Origin of the sequence: Castellaniella sp. FW104-7C03 (assembly GCF_040276085.1) — a bacterium.
GTDB lineage: Bacteria > Pseudomonadota > Gammaproteobacteria > Burkholderiales > Burkholderiaceae_B > Castellaniella.
In genome coordinates this window covers 240,844-265,661 of record NZ_JBELOK010000002.1, presented here as the reverse complement: position 1 = coordinate 265,661, position 24,818 = coordinate 240,844, and the positions used below count along the sequence as shown (strand labels likewise).

Genomic DNA, 24,818 nt, shown 5'->3' with positions numbered 1-24,818 from the left:
TAGGTGATGGCTGCAAATGATCAGCGCCTGATCTGGCTGGATATGGAAATGTCCGGCCTGGATCCCGAAAAAGAACGCATTCTCGAAATCGCCCTGATTGTCACAGAGCCCGATCTTACGGTGGTTGCCCAGGCGCCTGTGCTGGTGATTCACCAGGATACTGCCGTGCTGGATGGTATGGATAAATGGAATCAATCCACCCACGGCAAAAGCGGCCTGATCGACAAGGTCAAGGCTTCTACCCTTACCGAAGCCCAGGCCCAGGACTGCTTGCTTGAATTCCTTGCGCCCCTGGTACCCGCCGGAAAATCGCCCATGTGTGGCAACACCATCGGGCAGGATCGCCGCTTCATGGTCAAATACATGCCGGCACTCGAGGCATATTTTCATTACCGCAACCTCGATGTCAGCACGCTCAAAGAGCTTTCCTTGCGCTGGAAACCCGAGGTCTACCGCAGCTTCAATAAGGTGGGCAAACACGAGGCACTGGCCGATATTCAAGAATCCATCAACGAGCTCAAGCATTATCGCGAGCACTTTTTGCGGCTGTAAGCCCTGATGGGCCGCCTGATGCCTATATGAGGTTTTGGGCAACGCTGCGCAGGCAGGTTTGACGGAGGCCGCATTGGCACAACAAGCAATTGCCGGAATCGGCACGGATCTCTTGCAGGTAGAGCGGATGGCGCGTATTTATGCCCGCCATGGTCAGCGGCTGGTGCAGCGGGTGTTGGGGCCGGACGAGCAACTGGTGCATGCCCGGCGGGCAGCTCGTGATCCGCGACGCGGCATTCTGTATCTCTCTACGCGGTTTGCCGCCAAAGAGGCTTTTTCGAAGGCCATCGGCTTGGGGATTCACATGCCCATGGCGTGGTCGCGGGTGCAGATCCTCAACCGCCGGGGTGGCGCCCCCGAAATCCATCTCTCTGGCCCGCTCAAAGACTGGTATGACGCCCGCTTTGGGTACGCGCATGTTTCCATGACAGACGAAGCCGATATGGTGGCTGCGTTTGTGGTGGTCGAAGCCCCGCGCACTACATCGGCCGAAGGCTGATGTGGCCAATCTTACTTATTGATATCAAATGACTATGTCCCAAACTTTGCCTCCGGGCCCCGTGATGGTGGATGTGGAAGGCTTGCAGCTTGATGAGGCCGAGCGTTTGCGCCTGGCCCATCCCCAGGTAGGCGGGGTCATCCTGTTTGCCCGCAATTTTGCCAGTCGCGACCAGCTCACCGCTCTGTGCGCAGATATTCACAGTGTCCGCACACAGCCGCTATTGATAGCCGTGGATCACGAAGGTGGGCGCGTGCAGCGGTTTCGCACCGATGGATTTACGCCCTTGCCGGCCATGCGTGCCTTGGGGCGTTGGTATGACGATTCGCCTCAAGAGGCTTTGCGTGCGGCCACTGAAACCGGCTTCGTGCTGGCCAGCGAGCTGCGTGCCTGCGGGGTAGACTTCAGTTTTACCCCTGTGCTCGATCTCGATTACGGGGTCAGCCAGGTAATCGGCAATCGCGCCTTTCATGAAGACCCCTGGGTGGTGTCGCTGCTGGCACGGGCCTTGATTCAGGGCATGTCCCAGGCAGGGATGTCCGCGTGTGGCAAGCATTTCCCGGGCCATGGCGCTGTTGCGGCAGACTCCCATCTTGCAATACCGGTCGACGAGCGCCCGCTGTCAGAAATCCTCGAGGCAGATGCGGCTCCCTATGCCTGGCTCGGAGACCTCACTTTGCCTGCGGTGATGCCGGCCCATGTGATTTATCCCCAGGTCTCACCCGAGCCCGCCGGGTTTTCACGTCGCTGGGTAACAGGCATTTTGCGCGAGCAGCTTTCTTACGACGGCCTGGTGTTTTCCGACGACCTCACCATGGAGGGCGCCTCCGTAGCCGGCGATATCCATGCCCGAGCCAAAGCTGCCCTGGATGCCGGCTGCGATATGGTGCTGGTGTGCAATCGCCCCGATCTGGCCGATCAGTTGCTTATTGCCCTGGATGGCCGGCCTGTGGATGCTCAGGCGGTGCGTCGTCTCCAGCGCCTGATGCCTGTCCAGGCAGCCCCTGGCTGGACAGCCCTTTTGTCTGACCCGAGATATCTGCGTGCCCGAAGCTTTCGATCTGAAAACCTTCCTGGCTGATCTTCCTCATCTGCCAGGGGTCTATCGCCATCTGGATGCAGAGGGTGAAGTCCTGTATGTGGGCAAGGCCCGGGATCTCAAACGGCGGGTAAGCTCGTATTTTCAAAAATCCGGGCATGGCCCGCGTATCGAGCACATGCTGGCGAGGGTGGTGCGTACCGAGGTCACCGTCACGCGCACTGAAGCAGAGGCGCTGATCCTCGAAAACAACCTGATCAAGCGCCTCAAGCCTCGTTACAACATCCTGTTTCGGGATGACAAGTCTTATCCCTACCTGCACATCACCGACCACGAAGCGCCCCGCATTGTGTATTACCGTGGCAGTACCCAGGGGAAAGGCCATTTTTTCGGGCCGTATCCAAACTCATGGGCTGTGCGGGAGACCATCCAGATTCTGCAGAAGGTGTTTCATCTGCGTACCTGCGAGGACAGCGTCTACGCACACCGCACGCGGCCTTGTTTGCTGTACCAGATTGGCCGGTGCTCGGCGCCTTGTGTGGGCCTGATTTCATTGGCTGATTACCAGGCTGACGTCCAGCGGGCCATCCGCTTCCTCGAGGGGCGTACCACCGAGGTGCTCGAGGAAATCGAGCAGCGTATGACGGCGGCCGCGGAGCGCCAGGATTTTGAGCAGGCGGCGGTCTTGCGCGATCAGATGCGGGCCCTGGCCAAGGTACTGCAGCAGCAAACCATGGAGCAGGTGGGGGATGACAGTGCAGACATCATCGCCATCGAGCTCTCGGGAGGGCGGGTGTGCGTCAATCTGGCGATGGTGCGTGCCGGCAGGCATCTGGGCGACAAGCCATTGTTTCCCACCCAGGTGCAGGATGAAACCGCCGAAGATGTGCTGGCTGCTTTTTTGGCGCAGCACTATGCCGACAATCCAGTGCCGCCAGTGCTGGTGTGTTCACACGGCGTGCCGGATCCTGATCTGATTGCCATGTTGTCGGAACAACATGGCCATAAGGTGCGGATTTTGACGCGTCCGCAGGGCACGCGACGCAGTTGGCTTGAACAGGCCCAGCGCAATGCCCGTATGGCGCTGGCACAGCGCCTGTCAGAATCCAGTGCACGCGAAGCCCGTACGCTTGCGCTGGCGGTAGAACTGGATCTGGATACCGACGAGGATGCACTGGCCGCCTTGCACATCGAATGCTTCGATATCAGTCACACGGCCGGAGAAGCCACCCAAGCCTCTTGCGTGGTCTACAAAAACCATGCCATGCAGCATTCGCTGTACCGGCGATTCAATATTGCCGGCATTCAGCCCGGAGACGATTACGCTGCCATGCGCCAGGCGCTTACCCGCCGCTACAGCCGGGTAGCCGAAGGCGACATCATCTTGCCAGATATTGTCCTGATCGATGGCGGTGAAGGGCAGGTGGGCATTGCCCGGCAGGTTTTCGAAGAGCTTGGGCTGGATGTCAGCCGCATTGTCGGCGTCAAAAAAGGAGACCATCGCAAGGTGGGCCTGGAGACACTGGTGTTTGTGGATGGCCGGCCTTCAGTGGCGCTGGGAGTCGAATCCGCAGCCTTGATGCTGGTGGCCGAAGTACGTGATGAGGCCCACCGGTTTGCCATCACCGGCATGCGCGCACGTCGCGCAAAGGCACGCAACGTCTCCCGCCTCGAAGAGATCGAGGGGGTTGGCCAGCATCGGCGCCAAAAACTTCTGGCCCGCTTTGGCGGTTTTTCTGGCGTGGTGGATGCCAGCATCGAAGAGCTCTCCAGCGTTGATGGGATTTCGCGACAGTTGGCGGAACGTATCTATCATGCCTTGCGTTAGTGCCGTGCGCGGCCCTCGCTTGGGGTAGTATTACGTCTATCATGCCGTTCAATATCCCTATTGCCCTGACATGGCTGCGCATTGCCATGATTCCGCTGCTTGTGGCGCTCTATTACCTGCCGGATGCCTGGACTGCATCGGGGTGGCGTGACACGGCGGCGGCTGTGGCGTTTATTGTGGCGGCCGTCACCGACTGGTTCGATGGCTACCTGGCGCGCCGCTGGAACCAGACTTCCGCATTCGGCGCTTTTCTCGACCCTGTCGCCGACAAGCTCATGGTGGTGGCGGCGCTTTTGATTCTGCTGAATCTCGGGCGGGTAGATTTACTGATTGCGCTGGTTATTATTGGCCGAGAGCTCACGATCTCCGCCTTGCGCGAATGGATGGCCAAAATTGGTGCCAGTCGCAGTGTGGCCGTGCACCGTCTGGGCAAATTCAAGACGGCAGCCCAAATGATCGCCATTCCTTGCTTGTTGTACTGGCAGCCCATCGAGGGCGTCCCGGTGCGGTTGCTGGGGCAGATCCTGATCGTGGTGGCCGCGATCCTCACGGTGTGGTCGATGTGCTATTACCTGCAAAAGGCCTGGCCGGAGATTCGCAGCCGCAGTCAGTAATCAGCACCCAAGCCCGCACAGCATACGTGCGGGCCTTTTTACATGGGGCCTCGCTATCGTGATTGGCGGGTGGTCCGATTACTGGCGCAAGGTGCGGGTTTGGCTGATGTCTTTTGGCTGGGTGTTGGCACGCCAGGGGTTGATGTCCAGGCCTCCGCGCCGCGTATATCGGGCATACACCAGCAGTTCTTCTGGTGCACAGCGTGCCATGATTTCACCGTAAATCTTCTCCACGCACAGCTCGTGAAACTCGCGGCTTTCGCGCAGCGACACAATATATTTCAGCAAGCCGGCATGGTCCAGGCGTGGCCCGGCATACTGGATCTGCACGCTGGCCCAGTCGGGTTGCCCCGTTACCGGGCAATTGGATTTCATCAACTCGGTTACCAGCGTCTCGCGTACAAAAGGTGCGCGATCTGCTACCTGCAAGGCCTGCGGTGTGGGTTCCTTGACAGGTTCAAAGTCGATGTCCTGGTCGTCGATGCAGGTGCCGCGCAGCGGGGCGCAGCTGAGTTCAAATGCCGGCCGGACAGACAAAATCTCTATATGCACCGGTTTGCCGCAGGCACGGCTCAGATCCGTGCGGATCCGTTGCTGCACAATCTCGGCATACTCAAAGCGCTCGTTGCTGAAGCTGTTGAGGTACAGCTTTAAAGACTTGGACTCGATCAGGTGCGTGCTGTCTGCGGGCACGGTAAAACGCCCCATGGCCACTACCGGGCGCCCTTTGGCGTTTAGCCATGAAAGCTCGTAGGCATTCCAGATATCTGCACCGTACGGTGCTTGAGGCCAGCCATACCCTGCACGTGTGTCTGCCCGGGCAATGGGAAACAAAAGGTCTGGCTCGTAGTGGTCAGCGCCTTCAGAGCGCTGCCCTAGCGGGCTTTGGGCAAGGCGGGAGGTATCCATGGCAAACCGGAGTGTGAACAAATTAAGGAGAGGGATGCCGTATTGTACTGTCCGCGTCCCTATATTTCACATGATGAAAGCATGGTTTTAGAATATGAAAAGATAATGCTGCGATGCAATCATCTTCCTTTCATAATTAGAATAATCATTTCATAACATGAAAAATAATTATTAAGTAATTGATTTATAAAAATAATATTTTATGTCTTATATAAGATATAGAACATGGTTGCACTGCAGCAGACGCGTAGACTGTTTCTCAACGGTTTCTTGTTTTGACTGACTCAGGAGCAACACCATGACCTCTCGTGAAACAGAAGTACGCAATCTCCAGCGAAGCTGGGCGGAAGACAGCCGCTGGCAGGGTATCAAGCGCGGCTACGGTGCCGACGAAGTAGTACGCCTGCGTGGCTCGGTGGTGGTCGAGCATACGCTTGCCCGTCGCGGTGCCGAAAAACTGTGGTCTCTTTTGCACTCGGAAGACTACGTCAATGCGCTGGGCGCCCTTACCGGCAACCAGGCCATGCAGCAAGTAAAGGCCGGTCTCAAGGCAATTTATCTTTCTGGCTGGCAAGTGGCGGGTGATGCCAATATTGCCGGCGAGATGTACCCCGACCAGTCCTTGTATCCCGCCAATTCCGTGCCCAGTGTGGTCAAGCGCATCAATAATTCGCTTACGCGCTGCGATCAGATCCAATGGATGGAAGGCAAAAATCCGGAGGATGCGGGTTATGTCGATTATTTTGCGCCCATTGTGGCGGATGCGGAGGCCGGCTTTGGCGGCGTGCTCAATGCCTTCGAACTGATGAAATCCATGATCGAAGCGGGTGCGGCTGGGGTGCACTTCGAAGATCAACTGGCCTCGGTCAAAAAATGTGGCCATATGGGTGGCAAAGTGCTGGTGCCCACCCGTGAGGCAGTCGCCAAGCTGGTGTCCGCCCGCCTGGCAGCCGACGTGTGCAATGTGCCCACTTTGCTGGTGGCCCGCACGGACGCCGAAGCAGCGGACCTCCTCACCAGCAATATCGACGAAAATGACGCTCCGTTTGTGACTGGCGAGCGTACGGTCGAGGGCTTTTATCGCACTCGTGCCGGCCTGGATCAGGCGATTGCCCGTGGCCTGGCCTATGCACCTTATGCCGATCTGATCTGGTGTGAAACGTCAACGCCCAATCTGGACTACGCGCGCCGGTTTGCCGAAGCAGTCCACCGTCAGTTTCCGGGCAAGATGCTGGCATACAACTGCTCGCCCTCGTTTAACTGGAAGAAAAACCTCGACGACGCCACGGTTGCAAGATTTCAGCGTGAACTAGGCGCCATGGGCTACAAGTTCCAGTTCATCACCCTGGCGGGCTTCCATGCCCTGAACTACAGCATGTTTGAGCTGGCCCACGGTTATGCCCAGACCCAGATGAGCGCATTTGTTGAACTGCAGCAAAAAGAGTTTGCCGCAGCTGACAAGGGCTTTACGGCAGTCAAGCATCAACGCGAAGTGGGTGTCAGCTATTTCGACGCCGTGACACAAACCATCGAAGGGGGCCAGTCCTCCACAACCGCTCTCAGCGGTTCAACCGAAGAAGCGCAGTTTGATCACGCGTCGGCGGTGGATGTTGCCTGAGTTTTAAAAATGAGAGGGCAGGGGGGCAGAGGGGCCCCCCTGCGGAGTGCTTTTGGGAAGGCGTTTGCCTTCCCTTTTTTTATGTCTGTCTTAATTGATGCAGATCAAAGTTTGCCCCCAGTGGGCTGGCTATAGTCCGGCCTATGCAAGCCCGTTCACTGTTCTCTCCGCCGCCGCATATGTCCGACGCCCAGCGCCGGGCACGGCGCCATTTGCTGGCTCAAACCGGGCTCGCGTGGCTCATCATGATGCAAGTGATGATGCTGGCTTTTCCAGGATATCTACGGCCTGGTGTGCAGTCTGCCCAATCCCTGCTTACGCTTCAGGATGCCATTGTCCTGATGAACTGGCTCAGCCTGATCTTGTGCGTGCCGCTGGTGCTGTATTGCGCCTGGCCGGTCTGGCGCGGCGCATGGGCCAGCCTCCGGCGGGGCCGGGTGGGGATGGATGTGCCGGTTGCATTGGGTATTTTGGCGGCCTTTGTACCCAGTGCCTGGGCCACCTGGCAAGGTGCGGGCGAAGTCTACTTCGATTCGGTCTCCATGTTTGTGGCGTTTTTGCTCAGTGCGCGATTTCTCCAGTATTGCGCCCGGCAGGCAGTGGGCCAACATGCCCCGATTGATCCGGGCCTGATGCGCCTGGGAGACCGCCTTGCGTTCTGGTTTGTCTGCATTCAGTTGTTGCTCGCGGCGCTGGTGGGTTTGTGGTGGTGGGTCTGGCAACCCCAGCATGCGGTGGCGGTCACCGTGGCTTTGCTGGTCATGAGCTGTCCCTGTGCCCTGGCCATGTCCATTCCCGCGGCTCAGGCCGCCCGTCAGGCCGCCTGGTTACGCGCTCAGTCTGGCCAAACAACGCAAGTTAGCGCAGGTGGTGGCAGCTGTCCTGCTGACGATGCCTGGGCTGATTGCCGGATGCAACAGATCGCCCGTCAAAACTTGATGGGTTCGCTGGCGTGGCATGTGCTGATGACCCCGCTGGCTGCCATGGGCTGGGTGCAGCCCTGGCTGGCCGCCATCACGATGTTGTTGTCTTCTGTCGCCGTTGCTGCCAATGCCTGGCGTCTGGTGCACCACGTGCATCCGCGGGCTTTGCCACAGCTGGCACGGGCCCGCTAGGTGCGTCATGGATGCTTTGTTTTTGCTGCTGCCCATCTCCCTGCTGTTTGTGCTGGGGATCGGCGTGGCATTTTGGTGGGCCATCTTCGCCGGCCAGTTTGACGATGCGCAAGAAGCCGGCATGGCCATTTTTCGGGATGACGATGCGGCCTTGCCCGGCACGAGCTCACAAGAAGTTGATGTAAATCAAAACTAGCATCAGCAGGTTCAGGGATTATTCAGCTTGCTGAAAATCAAACGTTTATCTTTGTTCTGAGGGGAACACTTATGGCAACGACCGGACAACCAGGTTCGCCGGCCGAAACCTTCAATTACGGTGTGGTGCGTCAGTTCACTATCGCCACGATCTTCTGGGGTGTCGTCGGCATGGCTGTGGGCGTGCTGATTGCTTCGCAATTGATCTGGCCTGAGCTGAATTTCAATACGCCCTGGTTAAGTTATGGCCGCCTGCGCCCCCTGCATACTAACGGGGTGATTTTTGCCTTTGGGGGCAGTGCGCTTTTTGCAACCTCGTATTACGTGGTGCAGCGCACCTGTCAGGTACGGTTGTTTTCGGACAAGCTCGCAGCCTTTACCTTTTGGGGCTGGCAAGCTGTGCTGGTGGGTGCAGTGATCACCCTGCCCATGGGCTTTACCTCCACCAAAGAGTACGCCGAGCTCGAATGGCCGCTGGATATCCTGATCACGCTGGTTTGGGTGGCCTATGCCATTGTGTTTTTTGGCACTATCGCGAAGCGTCGCGTGCGCCATATCTATGTGGCCAACTGGTTTTTTGGGTCCTACATCCTCACCATTGCGATTCTGCATATTTTCAACAACCTCGAGCTCCCGGTGTCTGCCTGGAAATCCTATTCTGCCTATGCAGGCGTTCAGGATGCCATGGTGCAATGGTGGTACGGCCATAACGCGGTGGGGTTCTTTCTTACCACCAGCTTCCTGGGCATGATGTATTACTTCGTGCCCAAGCAGGCCGGGCGGCCGATTTATTCATATCGGCTGTCGATTGTCCACTTCTGGGCACTGGCCTTTACCTATATGTGGGCCGGGCCGCATCACTTGCTGTACACGTCATTGCCCGACTGGACGCAGTCTCTGGGCATGGCGTTTTCACTGATCCTGCTGGCTCCTTCCTGGGGCGGGATGATCAACGGCATCATGACGGTCTCCGGGGCCTGGCACAAGCTGCGCACCGATCCCATCCTCAAGTTCCTGGTCGTGGCATTGTCCTTTTACGGGATGGCAACCTTCGAGGGGTCGATGATGTCCATCCGCACAGTCAATGCGCTGTCACACTACACCGACTGGACCGTCGGCCACGTGCATGCCGGGGCCCTGGGCTGGGTGGCCATGATCACCTTTGGCTCGCTGTACTACCTGATCCCGCGCCTGTATGGCCGCGAATCCATGGCCCGGCCTGATCTCATCAACCTGCATTTCTGGTTGGCCACGCTGGGTGTGGTGCTGTATATCGCCTCGATGTGGATTGCCGGCGTGATGCAGGGCCTGATGTGGCGGGCCACGGGTGCCGACGGCATGCTCACCTACAGCTTTGTCGAGGTCGTGAAGTCCACCTATCCCTTCTACACCATTCGCATGATTGGTGGCCTGTTCTTCTTGTCGGGTATGTGCCTGATGGCCTGGAACACCTGGCTGACCGTCCGGGGCCAGGTGCGTGTCAACCCCGAGGTGCCGCTTCATACGCCGGATGCTCATTCCGTTTCAACCGCCATTCCGGCATCGGCCTAAGGAGTTGACCATGTCTGGCAAGAAAAAACGCTTTTCACACGAGCTCCTCGAGCGCAATGTCGGGTTGCTGATTATCTTCAGCATTGTGGTGGTCTCGTTTTCGGGGCTGGTTCAGATCGTTCCGCTGTTTTTCCAGCATTCCACCACCACGGCGGTGCCGGGTGTCACCCCCTACGAGCCCCTGCGTCTGGTGGGCCGGGACGTCTATATCCGCGAAGGTTGTGTGGGTTGCCATTCCCAGCAGATCCGCAAGCTGCAATCCGAAGTGCAGCGCTACGGGCCTTACTCGATTGCCGCCGAGTCCGTCTATGAGCGCCCGTTTCTTTGGGGATCCAAGCGTACCGGCCCCGATCTGGCGCGCGTGGGCCAACGCTATTCGGATGAATGGCACCGCATCCATCTGCGCAACCCGCGTGATGTGGTGAAAGAATCCAACATGCCCGCCTATGCCTGGCTGCAGCACAACAGTGTCGCTGGCGCCGATGTTCAGGAACGCATGCGGGTGCTGCGCACACTGGGCGTGCCCTATACCGATGAGGATATCGCTGCCGCTCCGGCGCAGCTTAAGGGCAAAACCGAAGAAGACGCCGTGGTGGCTTATTTGCAAGGGCTTGGGGTTGGCGGGCGTGCCGCCGCCGAAGACGTCATGACAAGTGGGGGGCGTTGAGATGTTGGCTGTTGTCAACGGGTTTGTCACTGTTCTGGCCATGATTACCTTTATTGGCATTGTCTGGTGGGCCTGGTCTGCTCACCGCGTCGAGGCCAATCGTCAGGCGGCGCAGTTGCCATTTTCCCTGCCCGAGGAATATCAAAAAAACCAGCCAATCGGGGATACCCATGAGTGATTTCATCAGCAGTTTCTGGAGCTACTACATTGCGGTGATTGCCCTGGGGGGTATTGTCTGGTGCGTGTACCTGCTGTTTTCCCAGCGGGCCTGGCTCAAGCGTGATGTGCAGGCAGTCGAAAGCACCGGTCATGTCTGGGATGGTGATCTCACCGAACTCAATAACCCGGTGCCCCGGTGGTGGACGGTGATGTATTTGCTGTTGTGTGCCGTTGCGCTGGGGTATCTGGTGCTTTATCCCGGCCTGGGCAGCTACAAGGGCCTGCTTGGGTTTACAGCCGGCCAGGAAGTCTTGCAGGATCAACGGGCGCTCAATGCCCAGATTCAGCCGGTCTACGAGCGCTTTCGAGAGATGCCTGTCCCCGAGATCGCCAATGACGATCAGGCCCGTGCCATCGGGCAACGGCTGTTTCTCAATAACTGTGCACAATGCCACGGCTCTGATGCCAAGGGTGGGCGAGGGTTTCCCAATCTCACGGATGCAGACTGGCTGTGGGGCGGACAACCCGAGCAGATCCTGCAAACCATCACCAAAGGACGCCACGGGGTAATGCCCGCCTGGGCAGCCATGATCAAGCCCGAGGATGCCTCCGCCATTGCCCAGTATGTGCGGGCCTTGTCCGGCTTGGCCCACGATCCGCTGCGTCTTAACGCCGGCAAGCGGGGATTTGAAACCTATTGTGCTGCCTGCCATGGTGCAGAAGGCAAGGGTAATCCGCTGATGGGCGCGCCCAATCTGACAGACGACATCTGGCTGTATGGCAGCTCCGAGGCCACCATCACGGAAACCATCCTTAACGGGCGCGATAACCAGATGCCGGCACAGGAAACTTACCTCACCCCCGAGCAGATCCGTCTGCTGACAGCCTGGGTCTGGGGGCAATCAAACCGTTAGGCTGGCAGGCAAAGATCATGACAAACAAAGATACCTCACCAGGCAGCCAGTCCTCAGGTGCGTCGGAGGCCAACTGGCAGCCAGTGCGCCGGATCCGCAAAGGATCCGGTGGTGGAGGCACCTCGCCGCAAGTCGAGAAGGCGCTGGCCGAGGTCCGTTCCAAAATCTACCCACGCTCGGTGCAGGGGCATTTTGCGCAGATCCGGGTCTTGATGGTGTTTCTGACCCAGGCTGTTTTTTATGGTCTGCCCTGGATCCAATGGAATGATCGGCAAGCGGTTCTGTTTGATCTTGCCGCACGCAAGTTTTACCTGTTTGGCATGGTGTTGTGGCCTCAGGATGTTATTTATCTTGCCGTGCTGCTGGTGCTGTCGGCGTTTGCCCTGTTTTTGTTTACAGCCATGGCAGGGCGCCTGTTTTGCGGTTATGCCTGTCCGCAAACGGTGTACACCGAGCTCTTCATGTGGATTGAAACCCAGGTGGAGGGCGACCGGCTGGCGCGCATCCGCCTGGACGAACAACCCTGGAATGCCCGCAAGCTGCGCCTGAAGGCCGCCAAACATACGCTTTGGATTTTGCTGGCTCTTTGGACGGGCTATACGTTCATCGGCTATTTTGCCCCGATCCGCGAGCTGGGCGCCCATTTACTGGCCTTTGATCTTGGGCCCTGGCAGTGGTTCTGGATGTTGTTCTATGCTTTTGCCACCTGGGGTAATGCGGGCTTCATGCGCGAAGCTGTCTGCAAGTACATGTGCCCATATGCCCGGTTTCAAAGTGTGATGGTTGACGACGACACGTTTGTGGTCACCTACGATCACGTGCGTGGCGAGCCTCGCGGAGGCCGCTCGCGCAAGATCGACCACAAAGAAGCCGGCATGGGCGATTGTGTCGATTGCAGTCTGTGTGTCCAGGTGTGCCCCACAGGTATTGATATCCGTGATGGCCTGCAATACATGTGCATCGGCTGTGGCGCCTGTGTGGATGCCTGCGATTCCGTCATGGACAAAATGGGCTACGAACCTGGCCTGATCCGTTACACCTCCGGCAATGCCATCACCGAGCGTCTGTCTCAGCCGCAGGTGCGCCGTCGCTTGCTGCGTCCGCGTGTGCTGGCGTATTCGGCGCTGCTGGGTGCCATTGCCATTGGCTTTGTGTTCTCTCTGGCCAATCGCACCACCTTGCGTGTGGATGTGATCCGTGATCGCGGGGCGTTGGGGCGTGAGGTGGCCGGTGGCCAGATCGAGAACGTTTACCGTCTCCAGATCATCAACTCGTCCGAAACACCGGTTGTGCTCGATCTGTCGGCTGCGGGTGTGGCGGGCTTGCAGTTGCACACGGCCGATGAAGGTGCCACAACCGTGCAGCTTGAGGGCTCCTCCAACAAATTGGTGCCGGTGGTCTTGCGGGCACCGGCGGCAGGGCTTTCCCCTGGCTTATATGACATCCACTTTCAGGCCGTGGGCCAGCGGGCGGATCAGCAAGACACCACAGTGATAGAGCAATCCAGTTTTTATGTTCCCCGATAAGCCTGTGTCCGCCCCTGTAAAAGATACCCGGTTGCTGTCCGAGGGTCAGCCCTGGTGGCGTCATCGTTGGCCCTGGCTGTTATTGCTGGGGCCCGCGATAGTGGTGGTGGCCTGTCTGATCACCATTGTGCTGGCGTTTCAGGCCTATGGCGGCCAGGAAATCCATGATGGTGGCGTGCGTCAGGGGCTGGTGGTGGCCCCCCCCGTACAGGATGCCCGATAGCGATATCTGTTGAGTCAAGGAGACCCGCATTGAAAACTCATTATCTGATGTGGATTTTATGGCCGTCGTTTTTGATGGCGGGCGTCACCAGCGCCGTGGTGTTTGCGCTGGTGGATCCAATGGACGTGGTCTTTCTAGAGCAGTTTCGCGCAGGTCGGCCCACGGTTTATACCCTGGGGTTTTTCCTGTTTTGGGTTATGGCGGCGCTGTCCAGTGCCCTGACGCTACGGATTGCTCCGCGTGGTGTGCTGCTGGACGAATTTGACGAACCGCTGGATTAATACCAGGAGCTGTGAGGTCGCCTGAAGGCGGGCCTCTTTGCGAGGTTTCTGGTGTTGCTTTAATGCAGGCGGATGTGCAGTTGCCTGCTGGCCAATGGTTGCAGGCTCAGGCGCAATCGCCGCCCGATAGATTCTGCAGGCCTGTGAGGTCCAGGATTTGCACCTCGCGTTGCTGGATGCGGATCAGCCCTTCGCGGGCAAATCGCGAGAACAGCCGGCTGACCGTTTCCAGGGTAAGCCCCAGGAAGTTGCCAATTTCTTCGCGGCTCATGCGCAGGAAAAACTGGTAGGGCGAGTACCCCAGCGCACTGAGCCGTTGCGACAGATTAAGCAGAAACGCTGCCAGGCGTTGTTCGGAACGCAAGCCACTGATGGTGAGCAGTTGCTGGTGCGAGCGGCTGATTTCCTTGCTCATGAGGCGGCGCAGCTGCAGGTTGAGGCTGGGCAGCTCGGCGGCTACCTGATCCATTTCGTCCAGGCGGATAACGCAGATTTCAGTGTCTTCGAGCGCAATGGCGTGCGACAACTGGGCGGCGTTCATCAGGCCGTCGATGCCGAGGATCTCGCCAGGCAGTAGAAAGCCTGTGATTTGTATCAGGCCGGCAGCGTCTTCGATCTGGGTTTTCATCGAGCCCGAGCGCAAGCCATAGATGGCCTCTGCAGGGTCTCCCTGGCGGTACAGCGTGCGACCTTTGGGTACGCGCAGACGCTCTTTGATGAGTTCGTCCATCTTGGTCACATCGCTACGCACCATGCCCAAGGGCAGGCAGATTGCATTGAGCATGCATGTGGAGCAGCGGGTGGCGTCGGGAGTCACGGGGACGCGCTTGATCGACGTCATGCGAGCGACGGGTCTGGCGGCGAAGTGGTCGGACTGCAAATTGGCATCCAAATAAACGGCATGCAAGAAGAAGCCCTGCATATTTAAAGGAATTATAGGTTCTCTGCGGCTGCTTTTGTGCCATTCGGCGGGTTAATGCAGACAACATGCCTCTGCTACTTGCTTTTTGTCGATGTAGCTGGTGAATCCTCGGCATATTAGCTGACGATACACTGTAAAGTAGCGCTATTGCTTGAAGCCTCTACTTTTTAGGAGCGCAGGCAACCACTTCATTTCACTACGGGGAAAACATGTCAGTGATCCGACACCTTTTTGGCGGCCTTTTACTGGTGGCAATTGGGCTGGGCTTTGGTCCGGCCTGGGCCGACGAAGGCCCAAGCGGCCATGGCCACGGTAGCCAGGATGTCACCTATAAACCGGATGTCACCTTTACATTGCGAACAGCGATTGCTGATGGCAAGCTGGTGTTTATTGGCGACAAAGGAGAGATCTCTGATCAGATCAATCCTGATCTTCGGGTGCCCGAAGGTGCGGTGGTGCAGATCAACCTGATCAACGACGACGGCGCCACCCACGATATTGCCGTGCCGGATTTCAAGGCGCAGTCAGACCATATTTCTGGCAAAGGCGCCGCCACAGCCATTGTGTTTCGTGCGTCCAAAAATGGCACCTTCGAGTACTACTGCACGCTGCCAGGCCACAAGGCTGCCGGGATGGTGGGCAAGGTGGTTGTGGGTGATATTGTCGAAGACACTACCCCCAAGGCACCACAGATTGCACACGACCCCACTCAGGTGGGTACACCGGTGGGTAAGCGTGGGCCCAAGAACGTAACGGTTGATCTCCTGACCACCGAGATCGAAGGCCGCCTGGGCGACACCACCACCTATCGTTTCTGGACGTTTAACAACAAGGTGCCGGGGCCGTTTGTCCGTGTGCGCGTGGGTGACACGGTTACCCTGAACATCACCAATGCCAAAGACAGCACGCATATCCACTCCATCGATTTGCATGCGGTCACGGGTCCGGGCGGCGGGGCGGCTGTCACTCAGGTGGCTCCGGGGCAAACCAAGTCGTTTACGTTTAAAGCCAATCATGTGGGCCTGTTTGTGTATCACTGCGCCACCCCCATGGTGGCGCAGCACATCACCAATGGCATGTACGGCATGATTCTGGTCGAACCCGAGGGAGGGCTGCCCAAGGTTGATCATGAGTTCTATGTGATGCAGGGCGAGCTCTACACGGCCCAGTCGCACGGTGCCAGTGGCCTGCAAGAGTTCTCTCTCGAGAAGCTGCTGGCCGAGAATCCCGAGCATGTGATGTTCAACGGTTCGATGGATGCCCTGACCAAGGTATACAACATGAAATCCGGAGTGGGCGACAGCGTGCGTATCTTCTTTGGCGTGGGGGGTCCCAACCTGATCTCGAGTTTTCACATCATTGGTGAGGTTTTCGACAAGGTATACGACCAGGCTTCTCTCACCAGCAAGCCCCTGACAGATGTGCAAACCACCATGGTGCCACCTGGTGGGGCCACCATGGTCGAATTTAAAACCGACTATCCCGGCCGTTATTTGCTGGTGGATCATGCCCTGTCCCGTGTTGAGAAGGGCGTGGCGGGCTTCCTTACTGTCGAAGGCAAGGCAGACCGCAAAATCTTTCATAGTGACGAGGCGATTGACCCCAACTCGGGGCACTAGTCCTGGTCTGTCGGGCAGGATGCCTGCCTGACAGCCCGTCTATGTTCGAAACACCCGAAAAGTCGCATTCACGCGTGTTTTTGGGTGTTTTTTTGTGGCCATGCACAGGGGTAAGAAGGTGCAATCATTCTTGACTCTGATGATTAATAGACTTATGATTTCAGTCGAAATTATTTAGAAGGAGTGGAACTCGCCATGAATACCGAAGCGGGTGCGCAGCAAGCATATGACTTGCGCATCTTGAGAGCCTTACGTCGCATTACTCGGGCAGTGGCCCTGCATTCCCGGCAATTGTCCGCCTGCAACCACATCACAGGTCCTCAGCTGGTGTGCTTGCACACTGTTATCGACAAAGGCCCGCTAACCGCCACAGCCATCAGCCGTGAGGTTCACGTCAGTGCCAGTACAGTGGTGGGTATTCTGGATCGTCTCGAAGACAAAGGTCTGATCGTCCGCGAACGCGGCCGCGCCGACCGCCGCATTGTCTTTGTCAGTGCCACCGATGCAGGTCGACAGCTGGCGCACGACACTCCTTCACCCCTGCAACAAAAACTGGCAGAGTCCCTCAATGCGCTGCCAGAACTCGAAAGAGCCACCATCACGCTTTCACTCGAGCGTGTGGTGGATCTGATTGAAGCCGATACCGATCTGATCCCAGCCTCGGAAGCACAATCACCCATGCTGGATGTGCCGGTTACCGGGGTAGCTCCCGAGTCTGGGTTGGTGGTTTGAGCACAGACACTCCTTCGCCGGGGGATGCTGCTTTCCAGCTGCGTCTTCCCGGCAGGCCCGATGGGCCAGCGATGCATCAGCTGGTGGCACAGTGCCCACCGCTGGATCTCAATTCTGTCTATCTGTATTTATTACTGGCAGAGCATTTTTCCCATACCTGCATCGTTGCCCAGGACGAACTCGGCCTGCTGGGCATGGTGTCTGGTTATATCCCGCCAGAGCGCAGTGATGTGCTCTTTGTATGGCAAGTGGCGGTGCACCCGCGGGCCCGTGGTCAAGGCCTGGGATCGAAGATGCTGCTTGGCTTGCTGAGCCGCCCTGGCCTGGGTACCGTACGTTGGATGGAAACCACCGTCAGTCCGGGCAATCAGGCGTCGCGGCGTCTGTTCTCGCGCCTGGCCAGTCAATTGCAGGCCCCGATCGAAGAGCACGAGTTGTTCGGGGTTGATCTTTTTGGTGCTGACGCGCATGAGGCTGAACCTCTGTTGCGTATTGGTCCCTTTTCCTTGTCGGCAGTGCGTTGAGTTGCTGTCGTCTATTCGAACGTCAACAAGGAGGGTAGTATGGATTTAAAAATTTTTGACCGGATGGAGTCGGAGGTCAGAGGCTACATCCGGTCGTTTCCGGTCATTTTTTCAAAAGCACGGGGCTCCGAGCTTATCGATGAAGCCGGCAAGCGGTATATCGACTTTTTCAGTGGCGCAGGTACCCTCAATTACGGCCATAACAATCCGGCCTTGCGTGAGCGCATGGTGGATTATCTGGGCTCTGATGGCGTGGTGCACGGGCTGGATATGGCTACCAGCGCCAAGAAGTATTTTTTGCAGACCATGGATCGGCTGATTCTCAAGCCCCGAGGCCTGGAATACACCCTGCAGTTTACGGGGCCCACCGGTACCAATGCAGTAGAGGCAGCACTCAAGCTTGCCCGTCAGGTCAAAGGTCGGCAAAACATTATTTCGTTCACGCACGGGTTTCACGGGGTGTCGGGAGGTTCTCTGGCGGCCACGGCCAACCAGAAATTTCGCAAGGCGGCAGGCGTGGCCCTGGGTAACACCAGCTTCATGCCGTTTGATGGCTACTTCGGGCCTGATGTCAATACCATGGCCTACCTCGAGCGTATGCTCGATGACCCCAGCAGCGGCCTGGATCATCCCGCTGCAGTCATTGTCGAGACAGTGCAGGGCGAAGGTGGCGTCAATGTGGCTTCGCAACATTGGCTGCGCGAGCTGGAGCGCCTCTGCCGCCGGCATGACATGCTGCTGATTGTTGATGATATTCAGGTAGGCTGCGGGCGCACCGGCAGTTTCTTCAGCTTTGAGGCCGCGGGCATCTCGCCCGATATTGTCACCCTGTCAAAATCCTTGTCCGGCTTTGGTCTACCGATGTCGTTGGTGTTGTTCAAGCCCGAGCTGGATATCTGGCAGCCGGGGGCCCATAGCGGTACGTTCCGCGGCAATAACCTGGCGTTTGTGACGGCTGCGCAGGCGATGGAAACCTACTGGTCGGACAAGGCATTGTCTGATGAGGTCGCCGTCAAAGAGCGCCTGGTGCGCGATTGGCTGGAAAATCTGGTTCACAGCTGCCGTGGTGCCGGTTTGTCGGTGCGCGGCCGTGGCCTGATTCAGGGTCTGGTGACGCCCGTGGGAGACGACATCGCCAACAAGATTGCTCACCGTGCCTTTGAAGAAGGTGTGGTGATCGAAACCTCTGGTGCACATGATGAGGTTCTGAAGGTATTGCCTGCACTCACGATCCCCCACGAGCAACTGGAGCAGGGGCTTGAGGTGCTCGAACGCTGCACCAACGATGTGCTGTCCTCGATGGGCAAGCGGCCGCGGGTTCTGAAAGTGGCGGGAGGTGGCGCATGATTGTACGTAACGTCAATGATGTCATTGGGACAGATCAGGAAATCATCACCGATAACTGGACCAGCCGCCGGGTCTTGCTGGCAGACGACAAGATGGGGTTTTCCTTCCATGAAACCATTATTTTTCCTGGAACGGAAACCCACATCCACTACCAGAATCACCTGGAAGCCGTCTGGTGCATCGAGGGCGATGGCGAAATCGAAACCATTGCCGATGGTAAAAAATATGCCCTCGGCCCGGGTGTCGTGTACGCACTGGATCAGCATGATGATCATTGGTTGCGTGGGGGCGAAAAGCCCTTGCGCGTGATCTGTGTGTTTAATCCGCCACTAACCGGGCGAGAAGTTCATGACGCCTCCGGCGTGTATCCCCTCGAAACCACCGTCTAGTTGTTGTGCAAAGCAGGTAGCCCAACGGCTCGCATCGATGGCGGGCCGTCGGCTTTTGAGCAGGAGAATTCATCATGAAGGATAGTTATGTTTCGCGTGTCGGGCGTGCCGCTGCGCTGATTGCACGCTGCGATCCGGTGGTTTACGAAGAAGGTCGGTATGCACATGCGCTCACTCCCGAGCAGTTGTGGTCTTATGAGCAAAACGGCTTTTTGGTCTTGCCTGAAGTGCTGACGGCGCAGGAGGTGGAGGCCTTGCGTGAGGAAGCCGCTGGCCTGGAAAACAACCCCGCGGTGCGGGAAGGCGAAGAAGTCATCCGTGAGCCAGGCGGTACGGCCCTGCGCTCGATTTTTCGTGTGCATCAGCTGGGCCGGCGTCTGGCAGATCTGCCTCGAGACCCCCGCTTTCTGGAGGTGGCGCGTCAGATCCTGGGCTCCGAGGTCTATATCCATCAATCACGCGTCAATATGAAGCCGGCACTGGATGGCAAAGAGTTTTATTGGCACTCGGATTTTGAAACCTGGCACGTTGAAGACGGCATGCCTGCGATGCGGGCGCTGAGCTGCTCTGTTTTACTTACCGACAACACGCCATTTAATGGGCCGCTCACGTTGATACCGGGATCGCACCGGCAGTTTGTGGCGTGCGTGGGTGAAACCCCCGAAGAAAATTACAAAACATCGCTGCGACGTCAGGATATCGGTGTGCCGGATCCCCTGAGCCTGCGTCTGCTGGCAGAGCAGGGCGGTCTGCAGGCAGTGACTGCGCCGGCTGGGTCTGTGGTGTTCTTCGACTGCAATACGCTGCACAGCTCGGGGGGCAATTTGTCGCCTTGGGCGCGCAGCAATGTATTTATGGTCTATAACAGTGTCGAAAATCAGCTGGTGGCGCCATTTCATGGCATGGCACCCCGGCCCGAGCACATTGCGGCCCGGAAAGACATCAAAGCACTTTCGGCCCTGGCGGTGGCAGCCTAATTGCCGCCCTGGCGTGCTTCCATGAATGTTCTCAGGAAGTCGCGGGTCCGCTCCTCCTGGGGAGCGGTAAAGATCTCTTCGGGTGTGCCTTGCTCGACCACAACACCTTTGTCAAAGAAGCACACCCGGTCAGAGATCTGGCGGGCGAACTCCATTTCGTGTGTCACCAGCAGCATGGTCAGGTCGTGCTCTTCAGAGAGCCGTTGAATGACGGTCAGTACCTCGCCCACCAGTTCCGGATCCAGTGCTGAAGTGGGTTCATCGAACAGCATGATGTTGGGGCGTGTGGCCAGTGCCCGGGCAATGGCCACACGCTGTTGCTGGCCGCCCGAGAGCTGGCTGGGGAATTTTTCGGCGTGCTCTGTCATGCCCACCAGATCCAGATACTCGTAAGCACGCTTGCGTGCCTTTTCGCGCGACAACCCGAGGACGTGGATGGGAGATTCTGTGATGTTGCGCAGTACCGTCATGTGTGGAAACAGGTTGAATTGCTGAAACACCATGCCCATTTCCTTGCGCATCACTCGCAGGTGTGCCTGACTGGCGGGCACGATCTTGTCATTCTGGTATTCGTGCCACAGCGGCTTGCCGGCTACGTAAATCAGGCCGTCATCGATGGTTTCGAGGGTCATCAAGATCCGTAATACGGTGGATTTGCCTGATCCGGAAGGCCCGATGATGGTGACTTTCTCTCCTTTGGCCACCTGAAAATCAAGCTGATTCAATACTGTGGCTTCACCAAAGCGCTTTACCACTTTGTCCATGACAATAATGGGTTCTTGCGAAGGGGTTTGCGTCTTTGTGTTCATGTTTGGGCGTGCTCCGTTGAGGCGTTGAAACTGGCGAGACTTAGCCGCGCAGCGGAATGCCGCGCTTGGGCAGATGCTCATCCAGGTACCGCACTCCGGCCGAGGCGATTAGCGTGAGGATCAGATAAAGAATGCCCACCATGGTAAGGGGCACCATGTAATTGAAGCTGCGATCGCCAATAATGCGGGCGACATTCAGCATTTCGAGGATGGAGACCACCGAAAGGACGGGGACGTCTTTCATGATGGACACCAGGTAATTGCCTAGCGCGGGGATGATGCGGGGAATCGCCTGGGGCAGAATAATGACGCCAAAGGTCCGGATGGGCGAAATATCCAGCGCACGTGCGGCTTCAGTTTGGCCATGAGTGATGGATTCAAGCCCTGCGCGGTAGACCTCTGACATGTATGCACTGTATTGCACGCCCAGGGCCAGTGCGCCGGTTAAAAACGCCGGCAGCACCAGACCGTATTCAGGCAGCACGTAATACAGGAAAAACAGCTGTACCAGCAGTGGAGTGTCGCGCAAAAATTCGGTCAGCAGCCGGGCGGGCCATGAGATGATCCGCAGGCGCGCGCCCTTGAGGCCGGCCAGCACCAGGCCAAGAGCTGCACCCACCACAAACCCCAGCAAGGTGGCTTCGATGGTCACCAGCATACCGTGCAGCAGGATAGGCAAGATCGACCAGGCAAAAACCCAGTCATTTGCGGTGTTCCATTCGATGCCAAATAGCATGCCGAGTTCCTGTGTACAAAGGGGATGTGGTGGCTGATGGGCGCTTGCCTCACCCCAGGATGAAAAACGTGGGGGTGCTAGATTCTTTTTTGGCGCCAGCGGCCCACTCGGACTTCCAGAATCCGCATCAGGCCGGCCAGAACCAATGCCATGCCGAAATACATCAAGAGCAGCAAGGTGTAGATAGAGACACTGTCCTGGGTCAGGTTGCGGATGCGTTCGGCTTGAAACGCCATGTCCCCCAATCCGATGAGTGATACCAGGGCGGTGTCTTTCAGGTTTTGCACCGCCAGATTGCTGAAGCTGGGCAGCATCTCAGGGATGGCCTGGGGCAGGGCAATGCGCCACAGGGTTTGTCGTGGGGTAAAGTCCAGTGCCTTGGCGGCTTCGTACTGATTGTTGGGTACAGCCTGGATGGCGCCACGCACCACCTCCGCACCATAGGCCCCGATGTTCAGGCTGAGTGCCAGTGTTCCTGCGGCCACCGCGGGCAGGCGCAAATCAATACCCAGAGACTGGCCCAGCACCGGCAGAGCAAAAAACAGCCAGAATAGTTGCACCAGCAGCGAGGTGCCGCGAAACACCTCGATCATGGCGATGGACAGCCATCGAAAGACGATATTGTGCGAGAGCCGCCCGACACCAAACAGAAACGAAAACACAGCCCCCAGGATGGTCGAGTACACGGTCAGCTCGACCGTGACCCTGGCCCCGACCAGAAGGGGCTGCAGATAAGCAGTCCATTCCATGAGTAAAGGTCTTAGCCCTTACACAATTGGGCGGTGGAGCGCTCGAAGGACTGGGAGGCGTCTTCAGCCGAGAAACCATACTCGGCCATGATTTTTTTCCAGCTGTCAGTTTTCTTGAACTTTGCGAGTTCGGCGTTCACTGCGTCACGCAATGCCGTGGAATCCTTGGCAAAGGTAAAGCCGCCCCAGCTGCGCACAGGCGCGCCATCCACCACTGGATCCTTGAAGTCTGCGGCTGCTTCGACCTTCTCTTTCCCTTTGTGTGCCAATTGGCTGACGGTCAGGCTGGTGGCTGCGTAGCCATCGGCACGGCCTGTGGATACCGTGGAAATCGCATCGGCGTTGCTGGAGATTGTGACGATCTGGTCGGCTGGCACCTTGAGCGCCTGCAGCATTTCCAGTTGATCAGCACCCGCCATGATGGCGATCTTGTTGCCGGAATCCTTGAAACTGGCGTAATCATGCAGGTTCTTGGGGTTGCCCTTGGCTACCAGCAGCCCCTCGCCATACGAGCTGTCTGGCTCGGAGAATAGAACTTGCTCGCAGCGCTGGGGCAAGATAGCCATTTCGGCAGCCACCATATCGTAACGGTTGGCCTGCAGACCAGGGATCAGTGAGCCAAAACTGGTGGTGGTCCATTCGATGTTCTTGATGCCCAGGGCGTTGGCGATGTGGGTGGCTACGTCGGGGCCTACGCCCTTGGCCTGGCCGTTAAGGTCCATGTACCCGTAAGGGATCTCATTGGCAACCGCAATGCGGATCGTGTCGGACTTCTGGATGGCAGCCAAATCTGCAGCCTGCGAGGCGGCCCCCAAACCCAGCACGCCGGCGGTGGTAATGGCCATCAGGCAGGTTTTTAGTGTCGTTTTCATATGGGTCTCCTGGTGCTTAATGTCTACACATCAAACCATTGTTATACGAACGATACATTATAGAATGATTAGAGCACGAATCAATTCTTATATAAGAGCTGATTGGCGCTTGCTGTCCCGTTTTTGCTGTGCTAGGATTGCCCAATGCACGCGACCCTATATTTCTTTTATTTTTTTACGTTTCCAAAACCGCTGGTGGAGGAAGGGAATCGCTGTACGTTAAGGTAGTCAAAAAATTCCCCAAAAGCCGCCGGCACCGCCAGGCGGCTTTTTTGTTGCTGGCCTGGGCACCGGGATTCTGATTGGAGCAAGACTGTGTCACACAATACCGACGATATCCGCATCCGTGAAATCCGCGAACTCGCGCCCCCGGCGCATGTCATGCGTGAGTTTCCCTGTTCGCCCGAGATTTCCAGTACCGTCCACGAGTCGCGGCGTGCCGTGCACGATGTGCTGTACGGCGAGGACGACCGTCTGGTAGTGATCATTGGGCCGTGCTCCATCCACAATCCTGAGGCAGCCCTGGATTATGCCCGGCGTCTGGCCAAACAACGCACCCGCTTTGCCGCCGATCTCGAAATCATCATGCGTGTGTACTTCGAGAAACCGCGTACCACGGTGGGCTGGAAAGGCCTGATCAACGATCCAGGTCTGGATGGCAGTTTCGATATCAATCAGGGCCTGCGTACGGCTCGAGAGCTTCTGATTGATGTCAATGCCCTGGGTTTGCCGGCAGGGTGCGAGTTTCTCGACATGATTACGCCGCAATATATTGCTGATCTGGTTTCCTGGGGTGCCATTGGCGCACGCACCACCGAAAGTCAGGTGCACCGCGAACTTGCCTCTGGCCTGTCCTGCCCGGTGGGCTTTAAAAATGGCACTACGGGTGATACCCGGATTGCCATCGACGCACTCAAGGCGGCGGCCCATTCACATTATTTTCTGTCGGTCACCAAGGGTGGGCATTCGGCTATTGTGGCCACCCGGGGCAACAACGACTGCCACGTCATTCTGCGCGGCGGCAAATCGCCCAATTATCAGGCAGAGTTTGTGCAAGCAGCCGCCGAGGCGCTCGAGAAAGCTGGCATGCGCCCGCGTGTGATGGTGGATGCCAGCCACGCAAACAGCCACAAGGATTACACCCGTCAGCCCGAGGTTATCGAAGACCTTAGTCAGCAGATCGAATCGGGCGATAGCCGGCTGTTTGGCGTTATGATCGAAAGTCACCTTGTGGGTGGCCGCCAGGATCTGGTTGCCGGCCGTCCGCTGGTATATGGTCAAAGCATTACAGATGGCTGTGTCGATTGGGATACCTCCGTGGTGTTGCTCGAGAGATTGGCGGCGGCGGTACAAAAGCGTCGCCAGCAAGTGGCGGGCACCCGTTCGCAGTCCGTGGGTAGTGCCGCCTGATTATTTATCGCCGCACACCGGGCCTGTCCGGCAGGCCCTCTC

Annotated in this window: 28 protein-coding genes; 22 read left to right on the top strand and 6 right to left on the bottom strand. The window is 57.6% G+C overall.

Annotation, left to right across the window (positions count from 1 at the left end):
* Nucleotides 1-6: 6 nt before the first annotated feature.
* From orn to pgsA, 5 genes are read left to right on the top strand one after another with little or no spacing between them, the layout of a single operon-like run.
* Entirely contained in the window at nucleotides 7-552 is a 546-nt protein-coding gene (orn, locus tag ABS758_RS03220; protein ID WP_350380435.1) for an oligoribonuclease, read from the top strand.
* A 34-nt stretch (nucleotides 553-586) separates the two neighbouring features.
* Entirely contained in the window at nucleotides 587-1,051 is a 465-nt protein-coding gene (acpS, locus tag ABS758_RS03215; protein ID WP_417276558.1) for a holo-ACP synthase, read from the top strand.
* Between the two features lie 28 nt (nucleotides 1,052-1,079).
* On the top strand, nucleotides 1,080-2,132 hold the full coding sequence (gene nagZ / locus ABS758_RS03210) for a beta-N-acetylhexosaminidase (RefSeq protein ID WP_350380439.1): 1,053 nt from the start codon (nucleotides 1,080-1,082) through the stop codon (nucleotides 2,130-2,132).
* Nucleotides 2,095-3,918 carry an excinuclease ABC subunit UvrC gene (uvrC, locus tag ABS758_RS03205; RefSeq protein WP_350380441.1) on the top strand — a complete coding sequence of 608 codons (1,824 nt, stop codon included), beginning with the start codon at nucleotides 2,095-2,097 and terminating at the stop codon, nucleotides 3,916-3,918. Before nagZ ends, uvrC begins: the two co-directional genes overlap by 38 nt.
* A gap of 41 nt (nucleotides 3,919-3,959) precedes the next feature.
* Nucleotides 3,960-4,532 carry a CDP-diacylglycerol--glycerol-3-phosphate 3-phosphatidyltransferase gene (gene pgsA, locus ABS758_RS03200; protein ID WP_350380442.1) on the top strand — a complete coding sequence of 191 codons (573 nt, stop codon included), beginning with the start codon at nucleotides 3,960-3,962 and terminating at the stop codon, nucleotides 4,530-4,532.
* A 78-nt stretch (nucleotides 4,533-4,610) separates the two neighbouring features.
* On the opposite strand, the gene queF is transcribed toward pgsA, so the two are convergent.
* On the bottom strand, nucleotides 4,611-5,441 hold the full coding sequence (gene queF, locus ABS758_RS03195) for an NADPH-dependent 7-cyano-7-deazaguanine reductase QueF (RefSeq protein ID WP_350380445.1): 831 nt from the start codon (nucleotides 5,439-5,441) through the stop codon (nucleotides 4,611-4,613).
* 298 nt (nucleotides 5,442-5,739) lie between these two features.
* Here queF and aceA point away from each other — a divergent pair, with 298 nt between their 5' ends.
* The 10 genes from aceA (at nucleotide 5,740) to ABS758_RS03145 (ending at nucleotide 13,690) form a co-directional block, all read left to right on the top strand.
* Nucleotides 5,740-7,059, top strand: a complete 1,320-nt coding sequence (gene aceA, locus ABS758_RS03190; RefSeq protein WP_350380447.1) for an isocitrate lyase — start codon at nucleotides 5,740-5,742, stop codon at nucleotides 7,057-7,059.
* Between the two features lie 143 nt (nucleotides 7,060-7,202).
* On the top strand, nucleotides 7,203-8,174 hold the full coding sequence (locus tag ABS758_RS03185) for a P-type ATPase actuator domain-containing protein (protein ID WP_350380449.1): 972 nt from the start codon (nucleotides 7,203-7,205) through the stop codon (nucleotides 8,172-8,174).
* Nucleotides 8,175-8,181: 7 nt separating this feature from the next.
* The gene (ccoS, locus tag ABS758_RS03180) at nucleotides 8,182-8,370 is read left to right on the top strand and encodes a cbb3-type cytochrome oxidase assembly protein CcoS (RefSeq protein WP_350380452.1); all 189 of its coding nucleotides are present in this window, start codon (nucleotides 8,182-8,184) and stop codon (nucleotides 8,368-8,370) included.
* 71 nt (nucleotides 8,371-8,441) lie between these two features.
* The gene (ccoN, locus tag ABS758_RS03175; protein WP_350380454.1) at nucleotides 8,442-9,920 is read left to right on the top strand and encodes a cytochrome-c oxidase, cbb3-type subunit I; all 1,479 of its coding nucleotides are present in this window, start codon (nucleotides 8,442-8,444) and stop codon (nucleotides 9,918-9,920) included.
* A gap of 10 nt (nucleotides 9,921-9,930) precedes the next feature.
* Entirely contained in the window at nucleotides 9,931-10,587 is a 657-nt protein-coding gene (gene ccoO, locus ABS758_RS03170) for a cytochrome-c oxidase, cbb3-type subunit II (protein ID WP_350380457.1), read from the top strand.
* A gap of 1 nt (nucleotide 10,588) precedes the next feature.
* A complete protein-coding gene (locus ABS758_RS03165; RefSeq protein ID WP_350380459.1) occupies nucleotides 10,589-10,765 on the top strand; it encodes a cbb3-type cytochrome oxidase subunit 3 in 177 nt (58 codons plus the stop codon).
* On the top strand, nucleotides 10,758-11,660 hold the full coding sequence (ccoP, locus tag ABS758_RS03160) for a cytochrome-c oxidase, cbb3-type subunit III (RefSeq protein ID WP_350380461.1): 903 nt from the start codon (nucleotides 10,758-10,760) through the stop codon (nucleotides 11,658-11,660). The genes ABS758_RS03165 and ccoP overlap by 8 nt, the downstream gene beginning before the upstream one ends.
* 17 nt (nucleotides 11,661-11,677) lie before the next feature.
* Entirely contained in the window at nucleotides 11,678-13,186 is a 1,509-nt protein-coding gene (ccoG, locus tag ABS758_RS03155; protein ID WP_350380463.1) for a cytochrome c oxidase accessory protein CcoG, read from the top strand.
* 4 nt (nucleotides 13,187-13,190) lie between these two features.
* Nucleotides 13,191-13,409, top strand: coding sequence for a hypothetical protein (locus ABS758_RS03150; RefSeq protein ID WP_350380465.1), 219 nt, complete (start codon nucleotides 13,191-13,193; stop codon nucleotides 13,407-13,409).
* Nucleotides 13,410-13,456: 47 nt separating this feature from the next.
* A complete protein-coding gene (locus tag ABS758_RS03145) occupies nucleotides 13,457-13,690 on the top strand; it encodes a hypothetical protein (protein WP_417276715.1) in 234 nt (77 codons plus the stop codon).
* A 106-nt stretch (nucleotides 13,691-13,796) separates the two neighbouring features.
* Here ABS758_RS03145 and ABS758_RS03140 read toward each other — a convergent pair whose 3' ends face one another.
* A complete protein-coding gene (locus tag ABS758_RS03140; RefSeq protein WP_350380470.1) occupies nucleotides 13,797-14,531 on the bottom strand; it encodes a helix-turn-helix domain-containing protein in 735 nt (244 codons plus the stop codon).
* A 290-nt stretch (nucleotides 14,532-14,821) separates the two neighbouring features.
* Here ABS758_RS03140 and nirK point away from each other — a divergent pair, with 290 nt between their 5' ends.
* The 6 genes from nirK (at nucleotide 14,822) to thpD (ending at nucleotide 20,200) form a co-directional block, all read left to right on the top strand.
* Nucleotides 14,822-16,231 (top strand): copper-containing nitrite reductase, encoded by a 1,410-nt coding sequence (nirK, locus tag ABS758_RS03135; RefSeq protein WP_350380472.1) that lies wholly within the window; start codon nucleotides 14,822-14,824, stop codon nucleotides 16,229-16,231.
* A 195-nt stretch (nucleotides 16,232-16,426) separates the two neighbouring features.
* Entirely contained in the window at nucleotides 16,427-16,963 is a 537-nt protein-coding gene (locus tag ABS758_RS03130) for a MarR family winged helix-turn-helix transcriptional regulator (RefSeq protein WP_350380474.1), read from the top strand.
* Entirely contained in the window at nucleotides 16,960-17,487 is a 528-nt protein-coding gene (ectA, locus tag ABS758_RS03125) for a diaminobutyrate acetyltransferase (protein WP_350380476.1), read from the top strand. The genes ABS758_RS03130 and ectA overlap by 4 nt, the downstream gene beginning before the upstream one ends.
* A 39-nt stretch (nucleotides 17,488-17,526) precedes the next feature.
* Nucleotides 17,527-18,834 (top strand): diaminobutyrate--2-oxoglutarate transaminase, encoded by a 1,308-nt coding sequence (gene ectB / locus ABS758_RS03120; RefSeq protein ID WP_350380477.1) that lies wholly within the window; start codon nucleotides 17,527-17,529, stop codon nucleotides 18,832-18,834.
* Nucleotides 18,831-19,223: an ectoine synthase gene (locus tag ABS758_RS03115; protein ID WP_350380479.1), complete on the top strand. Its 393-nt coding sequence runs from the start codon at nucleotides 18,831-18,833 to the stop codon at nucleotides 19,221-19,223. The genes ectB and ABS758_RS03115 overlap by 4 nt, the downstream gene beginning before the upstream one ends.
* Before the next feature lie 74 nt (nucleotides 19,224-19,297).
* Nucleotides 19,298-20,200, top strand: coding sequence for an ectoine hydroxylase (gene thpD / locus ABS758_RS03110; protein ID WP_350380481.1), 903 nt, complete (start codon nucleotides 19,298-19,300; stop codon nucleotides 20,198-20,200).
* Here thpD and ehuA read toward each other — a convergent pair.
* The 4 genes from ehuA to ehuB form a co-directional block, all read right to left on the bottom strand.
* Nucleotides 20,197-21,009 carry an ectoine/hydroxyectoine ABC transporter ATP-binding protein EhuA gene (gene ehuA / locus ABS758_RS03105; RefSeq protein ID WP_350380482.1) on the bottom strand — a complete coding sequence of 271 codons (813 nt, stop codon included), beginning with the start codon at nucleotides 21,007-21,009 and terminating at the stop codon, nucleotides 20,197-20,199. The two genes, thpD and ehuA, sit on opposite strands and share 4 nt — an antisense overlap.
* A 40-nt stretch (nucleotides 21,010-21,049) precedes the next feature.
* Nucleotides 21,050-21,745 carry an ectoine/hydroxyectoine ABC transporter permease subunit EhuD gene (gene ehuD, locus ABS758_RS03100; protein WP_350380485.1) on the bottom strand — a complete coding sequence of 232 codons (696 nt, stop codon included), beginning with the start codon at nucleotides 21,743-21,745 and terminating at the stop codon, nucleotides 21,050-21,052.
* Between the two features lie 77 nt (nucleotides 21,746-21,822).
* The gene (ehuC, locus tag ABS758_RS03095; protein ID WP_350380487.1) at nucleotides 21,823-22,494 is read right to left on the bottom strand and encodes an ectoine/hydroxyectoine ABC transporter permease subunit EhuC; all 672 of its coding nucleotides are present in this window, start codon (nucleotides 22,492-22,494) and stop codon (nucleotides 21,823-21,825) included.
* 11 nt (nucleotides 22,495-22,505) lie between these two features.
* Complete coding sequence (gene ehuB, locus ABS758_RS03090) at nucleotides 22,506-23,366, bottom strand: ectoine/hydroxyectoine ABC transporter substrate-binding protein EhuB (protein WP_350380489.1); 861 nt, start codon at nucleotides 23,364-23,366, stop codon at nucleotides 22,506-22,508.
* A gap of 315 nt (nucleotides 23,367-23,681) precedes the next feature.
* On the opposite strand from ehuB, the gene ABS758_RS03085 reads away from it, so the two are divergent.
* Complete coding sequence (locus ABS758_RS03085) at nucleotides 23,682-24,776, top strand: 3-deoxy-7-phosphoheptulonate synthase (RefSeq protein ID WP_350380491.1); 1,095 nt, start codon at nucleotides 23,682-23,684, stop codon at nucleotides 24,774-24,776.
* Nucleotides 24,777-24,818: the final 42 nt, after the last annotated feature.